Source organism: Emergencia sp. JLR.KK010 (genome assembly GCF_037018265.1).
Lineage (GTDB): Bacteria > Bacillota > Clostridia > Peptostreptococcales > Anaerovoracaceae > Senimuribacter > Senimuribacter intestinalis.
Map to the genome: position 1 here is coordinate 319,485 of NZ_CP143550.1, position 16,550 is coordinate 336,034.

The following is a 16,550-nucleotide window of genomic DNA, read 5'->3' on the forward strand; positions in this document are numbered from 1 at the left end:
GAAAAACGCCCGCAGGCGTTTTATAAATCCAATAATTTCTTTTTCTTCTGTTGGAACTCTTCTTCTGTAATAATCCCATCGTCCCAGAGCTGCTTAAACTTGCGTATCTCGTCGGCAGGGCTTACAGAAGCGTTTCTTTTTTGCAGCTGCTTCTTTCGCACTTTCCTAATAAAAGGTATAACCTTTTCTAATTCTTTTTCGATAAATTCAGAGTCTTCCATTGCTCTAACAAATACACGAGACATACTCATACGATATACATCCGCTTCAATAATAACATCTGCTCCAGTAATGTAAACACTTTCTATATTTTCCCATCTAATGCTTTCTGCCCCGTAAGTATCAATACAAATACTCATAATCCTATTATTCGTTAATATATATATCCATTTTTCAGAATTATATCCGGTATCATATATATATATATATATATATATATATATGCACGGAATGTGGTTAAGAAATATTCATCCGTCTCTAAAAGATTTTCCACCCTTTTATATGGTTCCAAAGGATCCATGAATAATCTCTTTCTGTCTAAATCAGATGTTCCTGGTTTAATGTCTTTTCTGACTTCGCAGTAGTACTCGTACAGTTCTTCTGCGGTTCGCATTTTTCTGATTTCTGTCATGATATATCCTTTCCTTATCAGTTCTCAGCTTTCTACCATACACATTATAGCATACTTTCTTGAACCTGTTGCACACAAATCGGACAGCTATTAATAAAATCTTTCCAGCAAAAAGACGGCAACCCCTTCTGCGTATGCCGTCCTTTTCCTATCTCTATTCCCCTTCTTTTTTCCCAAAGCTGCTGACTTTGATGGGTACGAAACCCTCTTCGATTGCCAAAAGGTCCGACGCCATCATAAAAGTTCGTTCGCCGGGAGATACCGGCTGCTGACAGGTACGAAGCCCCATCAGAATACCGGGTTCTTTATTGTGATTCTGATAAGCGAAGTGAAGCCACTGCGCCAGTCCGCTTATCTTGATGAGTTTTTTATGTATTCCTCATCGCTGACTTCTTCCTCATCGATTGGTCCAAACATTCCGCTGATACTGTAAATCAGATTAACAAGCTGTGTTTTTTCTCCAGCGACTAAAAGTGAATTAACGCATTCAACCGGTTTCAAATGCCCCAGCTTTTTCATGACTGCAGAATTTCCCCAAATTTTTTCTCTGTCATTCTCTGTAGTTCCTAAATAAATCACCCAGGAGTTAAACATGCTACTATCCATCTCGCCTCTTACTTTTGGCAGTTTCTTGCCCTGTGGATTTTCATAGTATTTAGATGCTTTCTTTCTGGCAAAAGCAATATCATCCTCAGATACCGGATGTAAATGCACCGTAAAATACAGCTTGCCCTTTCTTCTGATTTCCACCTCTTTCACCATTTCAGGTGCCTGCTGGTATTCCGCCGCCGCAAGGAGCGAGCTAACCAGATCATACTCATCCTCTTTCTCAATTTTCTCCGCAACTTTTGCGGGAATTTCCGGATCGGTGACCGGTGTAATGTAGGTACTTCTCATCGTTTCCTGTGTGTTGTTTTCCATCTTTTCTTTTCCCCTTCCGTACAATTTTTAGATGAAGGGCGGGTGCCCCTAAAGCCGCCGCCCTCCTGCATATAGCCGATTGAGCCTCGATTATTAGCCCTTGAACCACTCCGGCGTGGAATTGATTCTGTAAGACTGATTTCTCTTGATGATTTCACCCGGCGTCAACGTCATCAAATCAAATTCTCCATCCGGAATACAATCCTCGATTGTAAGCTGCTGCTGCGTTCCGTCCGGCTTGTTGGCGCTGGCTCTGAATGTGAAGCTAATATTTTTTCCATTCTTTGCCGCTGCCAGCAGCGGCTCCATAATCACATCATCTCGAACCACTGCCTCTGTAAAGGTCAGCGTATAGGATACATCGCCCGGTACACTGAACTTCTGGTAAGAGCCCACCGGTTGATAATCCAGATTGGTATAGTTTGCCTTGACAGAATAGGTATCAATTTCTAAAAGTTCCACAGGCTGATCATCTACAGAAAGAAACAGCTTTCCGTCCTTTCCTGTCATAAGATTTTTTACAAGTGTTTTCTGATCTAACATATCTTTTCCCCTTTCGTTATTTCACGTAAATTTTATGCAGTCTGCACATTGCTGAATCTATAGTGCAGATAGATTTTTTCCAGCGTGTCGATATCGTCTACTTCAACGATAAACCAAGCGCTGTCACTGGTCTGCGGATTATCCGCATCCAGCGTAAAGCTGCCGCCCGGCATAATTTTCTTTTCTCCTGCCATGTCGTTGAGAAGACGCATACCGCTCTGTACCACATCGGCAATGCCATCGCTGTCGCAGCTTACCTTTCCGACTTTTTTCTCCATCATGATGTGAAGTCTGCGCATCAGTTCATTTCTGACCTTCGTGCGTTTCAGTTTCTTCCAGCCCGCATCCTGGCTCTCGTCAAGCGTTACCAGTGTCGTTACGCCGGAGTCAAACCAAACCAGACCGTCGGCACTTCTGGAAAGCAGCACAAGACCATTTTTAATAGCTTCCTCGTACTGGGTGCCGGTAAAACGTTCCGTCACATCTCCCGCGCCTCGCAGACTTTTATGTACGATGCTCTGGTTTGCCGGTGTTGCGGCGACTGCACCTGCCAGATGAGCTGCTGCGAAAATCGCTGGTGCTGCGATGCCGGTCAAATCTGTATAGGTATTGCCGATCATGGCAATCTGTCCGTGATTCTTTGCCGCCGCGGCTGCCATTCTGTCAGCAAGCGGTTTTGTCACATCAGCACTCATCACCGCAATTGGGAATTTTCCGGTCTTTACTACGTCTTCTACATACGCTGCCAGCACGTTCTGTACGCCGTCAGCGTTGCTATCGCAGCAGATGACATTATAGTAGTACGGTTCCAGTGCCTGGCATCCTTCCAGATAACTGTCAGCCGTCGTGGCAGGATCTGTACCGCCGCTGAGTACCGCCTCAAATTCCTCCACCGCACCGGTTTTGCCCTGTTCTGCAGTTACATAAGCACTTGCCTTTAACGCCTCTGCCAAAGCTGCCGCTTCACCGGTTTCGTCTGCCGCAAAGGTGTAAACTTCTTTTACTTTATTGCCTGCGATAATCAGACACTGTTTCTGCTTGCCGCCAGGCAGCGCCAGCACTTTTACCTTAATCGGCAGCGCGCCTTCATACTTTGCGGTAAGTACGACGTTATCCCCCTGAGTCAAGGTCGCCTTGGTGCCGCCGGTGCCCGCTCTATACACATACACCGTGTTTACGCCCTCCGCAAACATAATTTCTGCCATCGCTGCGCCGTCGCAATCACCGTACGCCTCTAAAAGGTCTGCCGCGCTGCTGAACGCAGATACCTGTCCGCAGGGACCCCATGATGCTTTCATCACCAGTGCGGCAATGCCGTCGACTGCGCCTACTTCCTCCGTACCCCGGTTTGAGTAACGATAATACACATCCGGTCTAACTTTCATTTCTCCTTCTCTAAAAATCTGTGCCATTTACTTTACCTCCTTTTGTTTAAACGTTTCAATTATTTTTCTGGCATCTTCCTCTGTATACGTCTCCTGACCCGCTGTCACAAGGGCTGCTTTTACCAGCACCGGATTGCTTCCGAATACGCCAGCAGCCTCTGCCAGTTGGGCGATCGTATATACAGATTTACTTTTTTTGGTTTTCATTCTCTACTCCCTTTCTTTCATTGCTACTGCTACATGCTGCAGAATTTCGCTGCTTTGACCCGCCGCAATCACCGGATAGATGGCTTCTACGGCAAGCTGTCCTGCCTGCACCGCATCCTGCGCCAGATCGAGTCCCTGGGTGTCTCCCACGATGACAAAACTTTCTTCGTCCGCAATGCGTCCTTCCTCAAGTAATGCGTGTTCGATTAAAAGCGCCATGGCGCCCGCTTCGGCGATGCTGCCAGGAATGATTACATGACATTGTACCTTTGCGCTACGCCACATGCTGCCCTTGCCGCCTGTAAGGCTTTCACACTTTCCGGTTTTGGCAAGACGCCAGTAGACTGCCGGTTTTTGCTGCGTCGGACGAAATGCCTGCGGCAGCAAACTGTCGTCATATCCAAGCAAATATGCGGATCTACCGATAACCTGCGGTAAATTCTCTTTGCTCCATGCACTAAGCAATGCCGCCGGACTTTCCGGCAAAAGGCACTGGTCAGGATATTCATAAACCGAAAAGGTTATGACTGCCCGCTGCAGGTTTTCCGCTGTTTCTTCCTGCTTTTCCAAAGCCGGCTGTTCGGCTTTTGAGAAGTGCATAGAATAGACGTGTCTTTCTTCGGCAAAGAACCAGCCATCCAGACGCTCCCGCACCGTATCCATAAATACATATATATTGCTGTCCGACTCTGCCAGAAGTTCTGCGGTCAGAAAGTTCTTTCCCTCTCTGGCAGCATCTTCCTGCAGTTGCAGATGCAGAAGCAATTGCCCATAGTGACTGCCCGCACTCCAAGCTGCGTCACTTTCTTTGGGCGCGACGTCTGCAAATACTGCCGGCTTTCCTGCATACTGTGCAAGATACGTCTGCAGTGCAGTGTCTGTCTGCAGATGTTCCAGTATCAAATTGATCATCATACTTTCCTCCTTTCTCCGTGTATCGGATTTTTTCACTGTACACATCCTAGCACATTTTTATGTACCCGATGCACACTCTTTCGATTACACCAAATCCAATTCTTCCGCTACCAATCTGATAAAGTCTCCCTGCCACTTTCCCGCGATGTTCCGATGGCAGGGTACCTTCATTGCAGCGCCTGCAACAGTATGAGACTGTTTCCAGTACACCATGTCGATAACCTTCAGACGGTCAGCAGCAGTTTTTGGATGGGTCAGACGTGTTTTTAAAATCGCGTTGCTAACGGCATCGTATTTTCTCTGCTGCTTCGGCGGCAAATCGTGAATGACGCAATCCTGCGTTGGATTGGCAGTTTTTCTGCCTGTACTGGGTTCCAGCGTCGCACGAAGCCTCGGTGAAAGCGGCGTCGCCAGTTCTTTTTCCAGCACAGGATATTCTTTGATAATGGACTTTACATAATGCCAATACGGCTCTCTTGCCCTTCCCATAAGATAGACCTCCTTTTGCATTTTCTTGCATTTTATGCAAGTTTATGATGAAAAAAAATACTGTATCGCCAAATCTTGCGTTTTATGCAAGTTTTGGTATGTGCCTACTTTATCATACGAACATACGTTTGTCAATAGCTTTTTAGAAAGTTTTTTTGCATAAAATGCAAGTTTTTGGGTTGCGGAAAAAGAACATATGTGCTAAAATTTTTATATCAGAGGAAATATCAAGAAAGTCATGCTGTCGCCCAAATACGGCACAGCCGTCTTTCTTTTAGGAGGCCCCATGCATCATTCCACTACATTGAAAGAACTTCGCAAATCCCGCGGGTATACGCTTTTGGACATCGCACGGAAAATGGGCGTATCAGAAGGTACCGTGCAGCGCTGGGAGTCCGGCAATATCAGGAATATGAAGTACGATAATATTGTCAAACTGGCAGAACTTCTGGATGTAACCCCCGCTGTACTGATGGGCTGGCAGACAGAGCCGGCACAGAATACGCAGCATCAGACAGAAGAAGTGCACACCATTGCTGTCCATCATGATGGGACGGAATGGACCGAAGAAGAACTAGACGAAATCGAAGCATTCAAGAAATATATACTATCGAAACGCAAGAAGAAATAACCTTGATTTGCATTTTAGCAGCATGTATGTTTGCAGTGGAGCAATCCTTTGCATATAGGTAAACTCGCCTGCTTTTCTGCAAAAAAGGGATCGCGAGGTGATAACTTTGAGTAAAAATCTTATGAGCAAATACGAAGATTTAATTGGTGAATACGAAGATATGCTGGATATTGAGGAACATTCCATGTGCCACGAAGGACTCTATGGTGACGATACGATTTGGATTAACAAGGAACTTCCAGAACAGCGAAAGGCTTGTATTTTAGCGGAAGAATTAGGACATTATGAAACTTCTGTCGGCAACATACTGGATTTGAACGATTTAAACAACGCCAAGCAGGAGCGTGCTGCCAGACTCTGGGCATACAACAAGTTGATTCCACTAGAACATATTAAAGAAGCCTGCAGAAACGGCTGCACCGACATTTACGAAATAGCAGAATATCTGGATATTGATGAGGCTTTTCTCAGAGAGTCTATCATCTGTTACGAATCTAAGTATGGTGATATTTGGCAAGAGGAGAAACAGCAGGCACTTGCAGATGCTCTTTTGAACTACACTCGCAATGCTGACATCGATACACTGGAATAGTTTCAAGGAATTGTATTGCCTGATAATATTAGGAGATGAATTTAGAATATATGGACGAATTTGTACGCGTATTACTTTTGAACCTTCCCGTGGAAATTGACGGACGCACAGTCATTTGCGCTGATGACACCTATATCATCATGATCAATGCCAGGTTTAGTCATGAACGTCAATGTCAGATTTATGACCGCGAGATTGGTTATATTGATAACCACCAGCTACATATGATGATTCCAGCCTCGGCTTTGGAAGGACTTACAGACTTTGCGCAAGTGGTTTAGAAAGTGATGCAGGAATTTCTAAGAAACTCTTGTATCACTTTTATTTTTTGCGAGTATATTTGTCAAGAAAAGCAAAAAAACGTCCGCAGGCGTTTTACAAAATTTTCGATTTTTACAGCTTCCGCACCTGATACATCTCATTGAGTACTTCAGAATTTGCCGGAAAGTAGTCCATAATGTTCCAATACCCCACTCCCGCCAAATCATACTCTTCAACCAGCGCCAGCTTTGCACGAATGCTGCGAATGTCTTCAAACCAGACTACGTGCTTATTTCCAGCCGAATCAAAATAGGTGAAATACGGCGCCTGCGAAAGTTGGTCATAAATTACTTCCGCGCCATAATATTGCGCCCGCCAGAAAGCCCCTTCACTGGACATTTTTTCTGCCCGAGTTTCTCCTTTGACAAAGGGGAGTTTCCAATCATAACCGTAATTAGGCATGCCCATCAGAATTTTTTCCCTTGGAATTTCACTGACCGCGTAGTCCAGCACTTTCCGCACCTGATTGATTGGCGAAACCGCCATAGGCGGTCCGTACGTGTACGTACATCAATGATGGACGTATTTGACAATCCAACTTTGTTCCGTTAAGATGCAAAAAGGCTCCACCTTTTGTGGAGCCTTTTTGCTGAGTTAGGCCATTTCTGGCAATGTCTTCTAGTTAGGCGCGTATAGCGCAATGTTATTTTTTTAACTCAATTGTATGATATAGTATATCACATTTTTAAAAAAAGTGTACACTTTTTTTAAAAAAAACAAAACTTTTCACACTTTGCTCGATTTAGATAAATATAATTCAGCTATTTTTTGATCAATCGTACTAATTGTAGTAGGTGATAAACGGATACCATACAACACGTTAGTTGAATACACTGGATCAAATATTCTAATCTTACTAACTGTCGTAATTTGATTTGTCAAAGCAACGCTACCCTTTTGCATTTTTATAATGCTTTTTCTGATTTCCTCCAATTCCGTCAATTTCTTATTAAGAACCGATAATTCTTCATTTAATCCAGCCACACGTGTTTTAAGTTCATCTTCATTTCTTCCATCGGAGTTATCAATAACGGAAATAGTTTCCTGAATTTTTTCTTTATATCGAAGAATATCTTCTTTTATTACATCGCTTAACTGGTCATGCTTCCCGATTATCTTCTTAAAAACTTCATCTCCGATAAACACAGAATCCTCATGCACCCTCTTATCAGGCTTATATGATGTCAGTGGCACTATAGTAATAGTGTCATTATTCTTGCTATTTCTCACATCTAACACTACCCCAAAATGTAAGCCACCTTCTTCCCTGCCTACACGGTATCCTAAATGAACTTTTACTATATCACCTTTTTTATATCGTATTCCTTTTCGTGAATCGAAAGTCCTTTCTCTTTTTAAAAAACGAGAGTAATCCTCAATCCAATAAGCAAGCTTATCTGCACGGCTTTGATCTCTGCTATCTGACGAATTAATTAAATCACTAATGTAAGCATCCAGTTTCTTTAAAGCATGTCCCTTATGTCTCACTAATTCCTCTTGATTTTTTACTTTGCTCATTTCATTTCCTCTTCTACATTATTTTCTATATTCCCTACCATGATTTATTGTTAAAACTTTTAAGATTTCATTTTAGATGTACTTGCTAAATACTAGTATATGTAGTTACCTTTTAAAAGTCAACCAAATAACTTATTTTTTTAATTTTTATAAAAAATCAAAAAGACGCCCCAAATCTACCGAAGCAAATTTACAGAAGCCTATCCTATCATCACCTTATTTGTATTTCTCTCAGTATTTAATTAATGCCTTTGTGATTGCTTCTCTGTGCTCTTCCAACAAAATATCCCGTTGAAACCTGCAGGGAAGTTTGTTACAATTAAAAAAGAGCGGTGGCAAGCCCGCCCTCTGAGAGTGTGTTATAGAGGACTTCATTTAGTCCTCTATATTTTTTTGTGTATCTTCAATCAATTCGTCTATCAAGACATTGGCTTGTTCGATGTTGCCATCTCTGAGCGCCTGTTTCAACTGCTTAAGCTGCCTCATCAAGCTTCTTAAGTATCCTTTAAAAACTGCCATATCCATATTATCCTCCTCTCTCCGCTTGCCCGGCTAATCAAGTCAATTTCTTAACTTGATTATAGTATATCACTAATTTTAGTGATTGTCAATCATTTTTCACTAATTTTCGATAATATTTTTTCTCTGTCTTCATCGGTTTCGATGAATTTAATAATGTCTTTCGGCTGCATTTCTAAGACTGCACATAGGCGATTCAGATTATCAATAGAAATTGTAGTATCTCCGTCTTTAAACTTCTTCATTGTTGATTGTCCGAATATACCGGTATTTTTAGCGGTCACGGTATTTACGCCGGCTTTTTTTAATTCTTCGATCACGTCAATTTTGTATATTATCATTGCTACCCTCCTTTTTCTTAGAATACTATATCAGATAAATAAAGTCAATAATTATCACTAAAAAAAGTGAAATTTCATATTGACAATCACTAATTTTAGTGATAATATGAAATCAGACAGACCGAGAAGGAGGAAAAAACAAATGAATAAACCTAATTTACTTGACAGAGATTTATACGGCGAAAGAATCCTTGCTTTATATGAAGATTTAAACGGGATTTTAACAAATTTGGACGAACGCATGACACTCGATTTGTTAATGAGTCTCGTTTACAAATCAGGATTTACGGACTCACTTCTTTTTATGAATTGTTTGCTGACATGATGGCAGGTCAAAAAATGAAAAGACAAAGGTCGCACGCTGTATCATTTTAACAATGAAAATGGTAATCCTGCGGTTTATTATAAGCATTAAATTAGGGGTAGTTATTACCCCTAGAAAGAGAGAAAATAATGAAATATTATGGAGTTACAACAAAGTTCTATGATGACGGAAAAATAAAAGCCGAAATGTTCGAAGTTGAAGCTGATAAAATGCCTGTTGTCGACTATCAAGAAACAAACGCTTGCGACATTTGGAGAGATTATTTTACTACCTATGCGGAAGCCGAAAGCTTTTTAAAAGAGATGTTAAACTTATAATTGAATTATAAAAGAAAAACCGGAGGGTGAATTATCCTCCGGTTTTAGATATTGCTCTAAAATTAGCAAAAATCAACAAGAGCTCATAATTTTGTAGTCCTCTTCACATTAATCCATCCTGCACCGGATTTCAAACGCCCATAGTTCCCTATCGTCTCAACAATCGTAAATACTCCGGGATTTGTAATATAATTTACAATAGCACTGTTTGCTCTAGCTTCTTTATAAACATTCGTACCCAACGGAACTTTTACCTTGTATTCTTTAGGCGCCGAAGAGATTGCTTTCTTCATTTTCAAATTAAGCCAGTCGGCGCAAGCTTTGGCTAGCGCCTCGCCCATTTTCTGAAGTTCGTCGTCTTCATCCCAGTCTTTAATGTCAGTCTTATTATCAATAAAAGCGCATTCGTTAAGAATCGCTTTCATGCTTGTCAGCCTTAAGACATTAAGGTCTGGACGATATTTAACGCCACGGGAATTTTGCCCAATTGCTTTAACTCGCTTTTCGAAGCATCGACCAAGTTTCAAATTGGAGTTGCCATACACAAGTGCTTCGTAACCGTCACCGCCTCCAGCATTAAAATGAACCGAAACGAACAGATCCGCTTCCCATTTATTTGCTCGGTTGCTAATTGCGGTGGTACTATCATCTGTTATATCTTGGTAAACATCACAGACATAAGTTTTTTTCATATATGTACACGCGTGTTTTACCACTTTAAGCGCGAGATCTTTCTCTTTGAGTCCATTTGCGCAAGCACCAGGATCAGTCCCACCATGTCCGGCGTCCCAATAAATTTTAGACATGATTATCCTCCTTTTCCCTCAGTTGGATAAGAGTAGCTTTAAGCCGCTCAGGGATAGGGACAAATTCGGAAGCGTTCTCTAATAGTGAAATTCCCTCGTTGCAAATAAAAAATATAATAACGATTTCTCGCAGCGGAATCGAATTGCCCACCACTCCCTGAATAATAACAGCGGTAGCAACAACAATAAAAATCATAATTTTACGAAGCAACCCTTTAAACCCTACGGCGCTTGACAGTGTACGCATATACAGCGCCTTAAGAACGCCGGTAGCATAGTCTAAGACTACTAGAAAAACCAAAGCTCTAAGAATCACGTCCCAACCTCCTAGCCAACTGCAAACAAAACCACCTAAAAAACCGGTGACGATGCTAATGTTGTTAAATAACCTTTCCATGTTTTACTCCTTTCGTTTAAATGTTTTCCAACGCCTCTAGGCGCTTTATAACATCTTCAATGCTCATAGTATTTTCAGCGATGTTACGAGCGTTATCGGCAACAGCCTTTGCTACTGCTTCCAAGTCTCCTGATACTGCCGATAAATCTTTTGCAACCTGTTGCACATGGTTAAATGCGTCAGTAGCCGTTTCGTCTGTACCATTAACGTGATCAGTTAGGTTCGTCACTTTATTACTGACATTATTAACGGTTTGTTGAATCGTAGGAATACTAGAAATCGAAGAGGCTATTTTATTGTTCAATTCTGTAAAAGTCGACCTCGTGTATCCTAATGTCAGCGAATCGTTTTGAGGATTTAGCAGGTCAATTGATTGCCGGTTGCAAAGCATTGTAGCATCAAAATTATGAGGCGTACTAGTCACCTTAACATAATCACCCAAGTTAAAACTTTCAATCGAACGGTCTAATAAATGCAAGTCTATCGCATTTAATTCAATTGTGATATTCTGGTTTATCGCTTCCAAAAGATAATCTTCCGCTTTAGATTTCAGATTTTCAGCAATAGAAACATTATCCCAATTTACGACACGAAAAATCCAGCCATACAAGGCGACCGCTGCCGAGTCATAGACATAATCTTTCCCACTGTTTATCGCCGTAATCGTCAACTTTTGGTTTGTTTCCGAATCCTCTCCGAGTGATGCCCCAAGAGGAATAATCGCAGTGGCAATATCTCCAGCTTGTACGGTTTTGGTATAATCTTTAAGGTTTACCCCAAACTCTACATGCTGTGTCGAAACATGTTCAAAGTCAGCTAAATAATTCAGTGTCGGTATAGGATCCTGTCCGTCGTCGCCGTGAGTAATATAAAAATATCCACCTAGACTATCACCGATTAAACGGCTGTTGAGATTATCTAAGGTGGTATCATAACTCTCGTTACTCCGATTGATATAGTCATTTGGATCTGTCACTGTAATTTGACCGATTTTAAATCGCTTAAACTCATCAACTTGCGAATTATGTTCGACTATAAATTTCGCAAATAAATCTCGAGGTGATCCCTTAAAAGTGAATGGACGAATAATGGAGTCTTGTAAGAAGCCTAGTTCGCCCTCGCAAGTCAAAGTCTTATCATTCCAGTAGTCAGTTGAATCGTTAAGAATTCGCCCTCTGAATATAATCCTATTGTCCTTGTAAACCGTAACTGTAGTTTTTAGCTTTATAAATTTATCATAAAAGAAATGTTCCGGATATAAGGAAAAGACAAAACTACCTGACTTATTCGTTTCTAAGCTAATTTGACCTTTTCCTATTTTGTAATCATCAAATGTACTGTCGTAAATCAAAATATCATCTGCGAATATTTTATACATCACAAATCAGCCTCCTTGTACGTCAGTGTAATCGAACCCGATCCCGATACCGTTATAACGTTACTCCCCTGTTTCAATTTGAAATCCGATACGGTATGTATTCCGCTTGGCAGGTCGACAGATATTCCATCAAACGACAGATTGATATTTCCGGTCGATATAATTGTTGGCTGCACTGTTTTAACGCCAGAGTTGGTGCAAATAAGATATTTGGGTTCACCACCTACAACTGAGACGGATCTAACAGTATCTTCAACAGCATAACGCCAAGGCTCACATGTCGCATCGAATTGTATCTGTGCGTAAGCTAAATTGTTGGACCTTGATGTTACTTTAATACGCCCTAACAAGTAATGTTCTAAGTCGTCAGGCTCAATTATTTTAAATTTTTTACCATGTATCTCTGAAGTTATTTTTTGTAGTAATCGTTCTCTATACTTTCTGTCGCCAGCGTCAGTCCAGAACGTTAAAGATACATTGCGATCCTGATATGCCACCTCTCCGGAGAGAGCCTCGGTTAAGTCGAGGCTCCCATTTGCACCGTCTAAGGTTATGTAATTAGTTTTAGGCTCCGGTGTAGAGACTTCTTTTTTAGTAAGAATCAATCCCCAGTCATACCACGTATTAAACTGATTCAAAACACAAAATCTTTCCATGTTAAATACCTCTTGCGTTAAGGGCCTGTTTGTTTGCTAGTCCCGCGTCTATCTTATCAATTGTTTCACCGACAAGTACGCCAGTATCTAAAACGATTTGCAGTCGACTCATTCGCTCCAGAAGCCGATCCAGCTTTGCGAGTAACCCACCGCTGTCATTTCCGCCTACCGGAGTGTCAAACGTTGTAACTAACTGCCTATCTAGTGTCGCACTGTTGAGCGTTTCGCTGTTCATCTGCGCTAATGCATCAGTTAATTGCGGTGTGCCCTGTACAACGCCAAGGGCAATCCCTGCAGGAATTTGTCTGCCGACCTCACGAGCAAAAACGCGTGAAGGCGACTTGATTTCTAAATCCTTTTGGGTGGTCTTCGTCGCAATCTTTCCGACCTCCTTCATCTTCGCCTTTAGCGCCGAAATTTGAGAATCAATACCTGAAATGATGCCTTTTACGATATCAGCTCCAACGCCCTTCGCCGATTTTTTTGTATCAACGCCCAGTTTCTTAATCTCGGATTCATAAGTGGATTTAAGCTTTTTCAAATCCTTTTCGGCTTGAGTAATCAGCTTTTTAATCTGCTTTTCCGATTCAATTCTAAGCGCCTCGTTTTCAGCTTCGGAACGTTCCAAAGCTATCTGCTTTTTCTCGTTATAAAGAGCAATGTACGCCGATAACTCTTCGTCCGTCATACTGTTGATTTCTTTTAAGGTATTGATCGACGATACTCCCATACCTTCCAAATCACCCAGTAAATTACTATCCATGCCATCACGAGCTGCGAGATCATCTAAGACAGCATCCCACTCTTTTAAAGCATCAACCTGCGATTGCAAATTGGCAGTCAGCGTATTTTTGTCAGCACTTTCAGCAGCAGAAAAAGCATCAAACAAGTTTAAAGATTGCAGGATTTGCTTCTGTCTATCCTCGACCGCTTTATTATAGGCATCAGTGACAGCCTGAATATCCTTTTCAAGTTGCTGCTGAATCTTCTGCGTATCGGTTTTATATGCTTCGTTGAGCTTTTTTAGTTCCTTATTCAGTTCCTGCTTCGCCTGGCGCATTTGGTTTGTAGCCTGACGATAAGCCTTTGTTCCTTTCGTCAGATGGCTTCTTACGATTTCCCAATAAGCAATTTCATCAGCTAAGGTCATATCGTTAACCTTTTTCATTTCTTCAGCTCGTTTCTTAGCTTCAGAGACGTAAAGCAGTGCTAACTCACTTGCTGATTTTTCTGCGTTGGCTTTTTTATTATTAACTCCTTTAATGATGCCTGCTACAATTTGCTCACCAACTTGTTTTTCCATCTTACGCGAAGGAGAGTTAATGTCTAATGCTTTCTTGACGGATTTTAAAATACCACCTGCAAAACCAGTGATTTTTTCTTTTATCCAATCCACCTTATTGGTAATTCCATTCCAAAGTCCAGTTACTATTTCCTTACCTACCGATTTGATTTTCGTTGGTAAAGATTTTATACCTGCAATGACTGCATCAGTCAATTTTTTAGCAGAAGCTTTTCCTTTTGCTGCTAAATTAGTGCCCCAAGAAATCACATTTTCGATAACCTTTGTTAAGTTAGCTCGAATTCGACCCGGCAAGTTTACAAAGTAACCTACGATAGATGATATCGCTTTACTAACACCTTCCCGAGCTTTTTGGTTCATGTTAGTCGTCCACTTTGTTATATTCGCAATCGTCTCTAACAAATGATTCCATATTCTTTCGGGCAAGTTAGCAAAAAAGCCTATGATACTACCGATGAAATTGTTACACCAGTCTATAAAGCCATTCCACGCATTTGGAATTGTCTCGGTAAAAAAAGTAACTAGAGCGTTTACAATCGTACCCACTGTTTCTCGTACTCTTGCAAAAGCGTTATTGACCGCGTCTCTAAATTTCTCGGAATGCTTGTACGCATAAATTAACGCCGCAACCAGCGCCGTTATTCCGGCAACAATCAAAACAATAGGGTTCGCAAGCAAGGTTGCTCCAAGACTCGCAAATGCCGCTTTAACAGCTCCAAAAGCTGTTACCAGTTTGGGTACAACCGTCATAATCGTACCCACTGAGGTTATCAATTTCCCGATAACTATCAGCGTCGGCGCTAACGCCGCCACGATTCCCCCGATTATTATAATAATTCGTTGGGCGGTAGGACTAAGCGCATTAAATCTATCAACTAAATTTTGGATGAATCCAACTAAGTCTTTGATGATCGGTACAAGTGCTTCACCTATCGATATCCCGGCTTCCTGCAATGCTGATTTCAAAAGTGTCAGCTGACCTGATAAGTTGTTATTCATCGTGTCGGCCATATCTTGAGCAGCGCCGTCAGCATTTCCGATATAACTAGACAATTCGTCGAATCTTTCTCCTGAATTAGCAAGGAGTGCATTTACGCCCTTTAAGTCTTGCTTATTAAAAATCGTGTTGAGAACTTGAGTCTGTTCTCCTTGCGACATCGTGGATAGGATTTTATCCAAATCACCCATCGTTTCATTGAGCGGGCGCATGTTACCTTCGGCATCGAAAACTTCAAGCCCTAGCTTTTTCATTTGTCCAGCAGCTTTGTCAGTTGGAGCTGTAAGCGACAAAATAATATTTCTAAGCTTTGTACCGCCCTCTGCGCCTTTAATGCCGTTATCTGCAAGAATGCCGAGGTTAGTATTAAGTTCAACCGTGCCACCTGCTAAGTTTTTAGCTGTTCCTCCGACTGTTAAAATCGCTTCCCCCAGCTGTGCAACGTTAGTATTGGACTTCTGAGAAGTCTTCGCCATTTGGTCAACGAATGATTCAGCTTGATCCGTCTCTAAACCTAACGCCGACATAGCATCCGTAACCATATCTGACGCAGCCCCCAGTTCAATTCCGCCGGCAGCGGCTAAATTTAAAACAACAGGCAAGGTCTCAATTGACTTGTCAACATCGTATCCAGCTAAAGCAAGATAATTCAAAGCTTCAGCTGCTTCACTGGCCGAGTACTTTGTAGACGCTCCCATATCACGGGCGGCTTGCTCTAGCTTTTTATAGTCTTCTGATCCGTTATTGATTTCTTCCGCGGTCATGCCCATTGTAGCTGCAACTTGGGACATAGATGCCTCAAATTCAGCCGAAACTTTGACAGATGCTGCGCCTATTCCTCCAATCGCCGCGGTAGCTGGAAGTAGTTTTTTCCCTGCAGAAGCAATTTTTTCTCCGGTCACTTGCATTTTTTCGCCAACTGCGGCGATTTGCTGTGCACCCACCGAACCAAATTCCTTCTGTTGCTCAGTCAGCGATTTTAGCTTTTGCTCCGTTAAAACAATTTCGCGTTGCAAATCTCGATACTGCTCTTCACTAATATCTCCTCTCTGAAATTGTTCCTGCGCTTGTTTTTCAGCTTCTTTTAAAGTGTCAAGCTTAGATTTAGTTTCCGCAACCGCCTGAGTCAGCAAGGTTTGTTTCTGCCGTAGTAAATCAATGTTCCCCGGATCCATCTTCAGCAGCGTGTTGACACCTTTTAATTCTTGCTGAAGGTTCTTCGTCTTTTGCTCTACGCTTTTTAGCGCGTCGCCCAATTTAGAGGTATCCCCGCCGATTTCAACAGTGATACCCCTAATCTTTTTACTCGCCATAGTCAACCTTCCTTTCCGAATTTGTTTCGTAAAGCCTCCTTGTCT

At 41.9% G+C, this 16,550-nt stretch carries 22 protein-coding genes; 5 read left to right on the forward strand and 17 right to left on the reverse strand.

Annotation, left to right across the window (positions count from 1 at the left end; translation table 11 throughout):
* Nucleotides 1–20 precede the first annotated feature (20 nt).
* The 8 genes from V1225_RS01480 to V1225_RS01515 form a co-directional block, all read right to left on the reverse strand.
* A complete protein-coding gene (locus V1225_RS01480; protein WP_338547342.1) occupies nucleotides 21–359 on the reverse strand; it encodes an SHOCT domain-containing protein in 339 nt (112 codons plus the stop codon).
* A gap of 426 nt (nucleotides 360–785) precedes the next feature.
* Nucleotides 786–920 (reverse strand): hypothetical protein, encoded by a 135-nt coding sequence (locus V1225_RS01485; protein WP_285813833.1) that lies wholly within the window; start codon nucleotides 918–920, stop codon nucleotides 786–788.
* 62 nt (nucleotides 921–982) lie between these two features.
* Nucleotides 983–1,552, reverse strand: coding sequence for a hypothetical protein (locus V1225_RS01490; RefSeq protein ID WP_251615030.1), 570 nt, complete (start codon nucleotides 1,550–1,552; stop codon nucleotides 983–985).
* Between the two features lie 93 nt (nucleotides 1,553–1,645).
* On the reverse strand, nucleotides 1,646–2,095 hold the full coding sequence (locus tag V1225_RS01495; protein WP_251615028.1) for a hypothetical protein: 450 nt from the start codon (nucleotides 2,093–2,095) through the stop codon (nucleotides 1,646–1,648).
* Nucleotides 2,096–2,127: 32 nt separating this feature from the next.
* On the reverse strand, nucleotides 2,128–3,507 hold the full coding sequence (locus tag V1225_RS01500; protein ID WP_338547344.1) for a phage tail sheath subtilisin-like domain-containing protein: 1,380 nt from the start codon (nucleotides 3,505–3,507) through the stop codon (nucleotides 2,128–2,130).
* Nucleotides 3,508–3,687, reverse strand: a complete 180-nt coding sequence (locus V1225_RS01505; protein WP_251614995.1) for a hypothetical protein — start codon at nucleotides 3,685–3,687, stop codon at nucleotides 3,508–3,510.
* Nucleotides 3,688–3,690: 3 nt separating this feature from the next.
* Nucleotides 3,691–4,602, reverse strand: a complete 912-nt coding sequence (locus V1225_RS01510; protein ID WP_338547345.1) for a hypothetical protein — start codon at nucleotides 4,600–4,602, stop codon at nucleotides 3,691–3,693.
* A gap of 84 nt (nucleotides 4,603–4,686) precedes the next feature.
* Nucleotides 4,687–5,091: a hypothetical protein gene (locus V1225_RS01515; RefSeq protein ID WP_338547346.1), complete on the reverse strand. Its 405-nt coding sequence runs from the start codon at nucleotides 5,089–5,091 to the stop codon at nucleotides 4,687–4,689.
* Nucleotides 5,092–5,377: 286 nt separating this feature from the next.
* Here V1225_RS01515 and V1225_RS01520 point away from each other — a divergent pair, with 286 nt between their 5' ends.
* From V1225_RS01520 to V1225_RS01530, 3 genes are all read left to right on the forward strand, one after another.
* Nucleotides 5,378–5,722 carry a helix-turn-helix transcriptional regulator gene (locus V1225_RS01520; RefSeq protein WP_338547347.1) on the forward strand — a complete coding sequence of 115 codons (345 nt, stop codon included), beginning with the start codon at nucleotides 5,378–5,380 and terminating at the stop codon, nucleotides 5,720–5,722.
* A gap of 106 nt (nucleotides 5,723–5,828) precedes the next feature.
* Nucleotides 5,829–6,314, forward strand: a complete 486-nt coding sequence (locus tag V1225_RS01525) for an ImmA/IrrE family metallo-endopeptidase (protein ID WP_243151219.1) — start codon at nucleotides 5,829–5,831, stop codon at nucleotides 6,312–6,314.
* A 50-nt stretch (nucleotides 6,315–6,364) separates the two neighbouring features.
* The gene (locus V1225_RS01530) at nucleotides 6,365–6,595 is read left to right on the forward strand and encodes a hypothetical protein (RefSeq protein ID WP_251614984.1); all 231 of its coding nucleotides are present in this window, start codon (nucleotides 6,365–6,367) and stop codon (nucleotides 6,593–6,595) included.
* A 112-nt stretch (nucleotides 6,596–6,707) separates the two neighbouring features.
* Here V1225_RS01530 and V1225_RS01535 read toward each other — a convergent pair whose 3' ends face one another.
* From V1225_RS01535 to V1225_RS01550, 4 genes are all read right to left on the reverse strand, one after another.
* Nucleotides 6,708–7,121, reverse strand: coding sequence for a glycosyl hydrolase family 18 protein (locus V1225_RS01535; RefSeq protein ID WP_338547350.1), 414 nt, complete (start codon nucleotides 7,119–7,121; stop codon nucleotides 6,708–6,710).
* Nucleotides 7,122–7,361: 240 nt separating this feature from the next.
* On the reverse strand, nucleotides 7,362–8,153 hold the full coding sequence (locus V1225_RS01540; protein WP_338547352.1) for a type II toxin-antitoxin system PemK/MazF family toxin: 792 nt from the start codon (nucleotides 8,151–8,153) through the stop codon (nucleotides 7,362–7,364).
* A gap of 375 nt (nucleotides 8,154–8,528) precedes the next feature.
* On the reverse strand, nucleotides 8,529–8,678 hold the full coding sequence (locus V1225_RS01545; protein ID WP_338547354.1) for a hypothetical protein: 150 nt from the start codon (nucleotides 8,676–8,678) through the stop codon (nucleotides 8,529–8,531).
* An 86-nt stretch (nucleotides 8,679–8,764) separates the two neighbouring features.
* A complete protein-coding gene (locus V1225_RS01550) occupies nucleotides 8,765–9,013 on the reverse strand; it encodes a helix-turn-helix domain-containing protein (protein ID WP_338547355.1) in 249 nt (82 codons plus the stop codon).
* A 142-nt stretch (nucleotides 9,014–9,155) separates the two neighbouring features.
* Here V1225_RS01550 and V1225_RS01555 point away from each other — a divergent pair, with 142 nt between their 5' ends.
* Together V1225_RS01555 and V1225_RS01560 are read left to right on the forward strand one after the other, a co-directional pair.
* Nucleotides 9,156–9,338 (forward strand): hypothetical protein, encoded by a 183-nt coding sequence (locus tag V1225_RS01555; RefSeq protein ID WP_338547356.1) that lies wholly within the window; start codon nucleotides 9,156–9,158, stop codon nucleotides 9,336–9,338.
* Nucleotides 9,339–9,466: 128 nt separating this feature from the next.
* On the forward strand, nucleotides 9,467–9,655 hold the full coding sequence (locus V1225_RS01560) for a hypothetical protein (protein ID WP_338547357.1): 189 nt from the start codon (nucleotides 9,467–9,469) through the stop codon (nucleotides 9,653–9,655).
* A gap of 83 nt (nucleotides 9,656–9,738) precedes the next feature.
* Here V1225_RS01560 and V1225_RS01565 read toward each other — a convergent pair whose 3' ends face one another.
* From V1225_RS01565 to V1225_RS01585, 5 genes are read right to left on the reverse strand one after another with little or no spacing between them, the layout of a single operon-like run.
* Nucleotides 9,739–10,461 carry an N-acetylmuramoyl-L-alanine amidase gene (locus tag V1225_RS01565; protein WP_338547358.1) on the reverse strand — a complete coding sequence of 241 codons (723 nt, stop codon included), beginning with the start codon at nucleotides 10,459–10,461 and terminating at the stop codon, nucleotides 9,739–9,741.
* Nucleotides 10,454–10,858: a phage holin family protein gene (locus tag V1225_RS01570; RefSeq protein ID WP_338547359.1), complete on the reverse strand. Its 405-nt coding sequence runs from the start codon at nucleotides 10,856–10,858 to the stop codon at nucleotides 10,454–10,456. The genes V1225_RS01565 and V1225_RS01570 overlap by 8 nt, the downstream gene beginning before the upstream one ends.
* Before the next feature lie 16 nt (nucleotides 10,859–10,874).
* Nucleotides 10,875–12,236, reverse strand: a complete 1,362-nt coding sequence (locus V1225_RS01575) for a phage tail spike protein (protein ID WP_338548147.1) — start codon at nucleotides 12,234–12,236, stop codon at nucleotides 10,875–10,877.
* Complete coding sequence (locus tag V1225_RS01580; protein ID WP_338547361.1) at nucleotides 12,236–12,892, reverse strand: hypothetical protein; 657 nt, start codon at nucleotides 12,890–12,892, stop codon at nucleotides 12,236–12,238. Before V1225_RS01580 ends, V1225_RS01575 begins: the two co-directional genes overlap by 1 nt.
* Nucleotide 12,893: 1 nt before the next feature.
* Nucleotides 12,894–16,505, reverse strand: a complete 3,612-nt coding sequence (locus tag V1225_RS01585) for a phage tail tape measure protein (protein ID WP_338547362.1) — start codon at nucleotides 16,503–16,505, stop codon at nucleotides 12,894–12,896.
* Nucleotides 16,506–16,550: the final 45 nt, after the last annotated feature.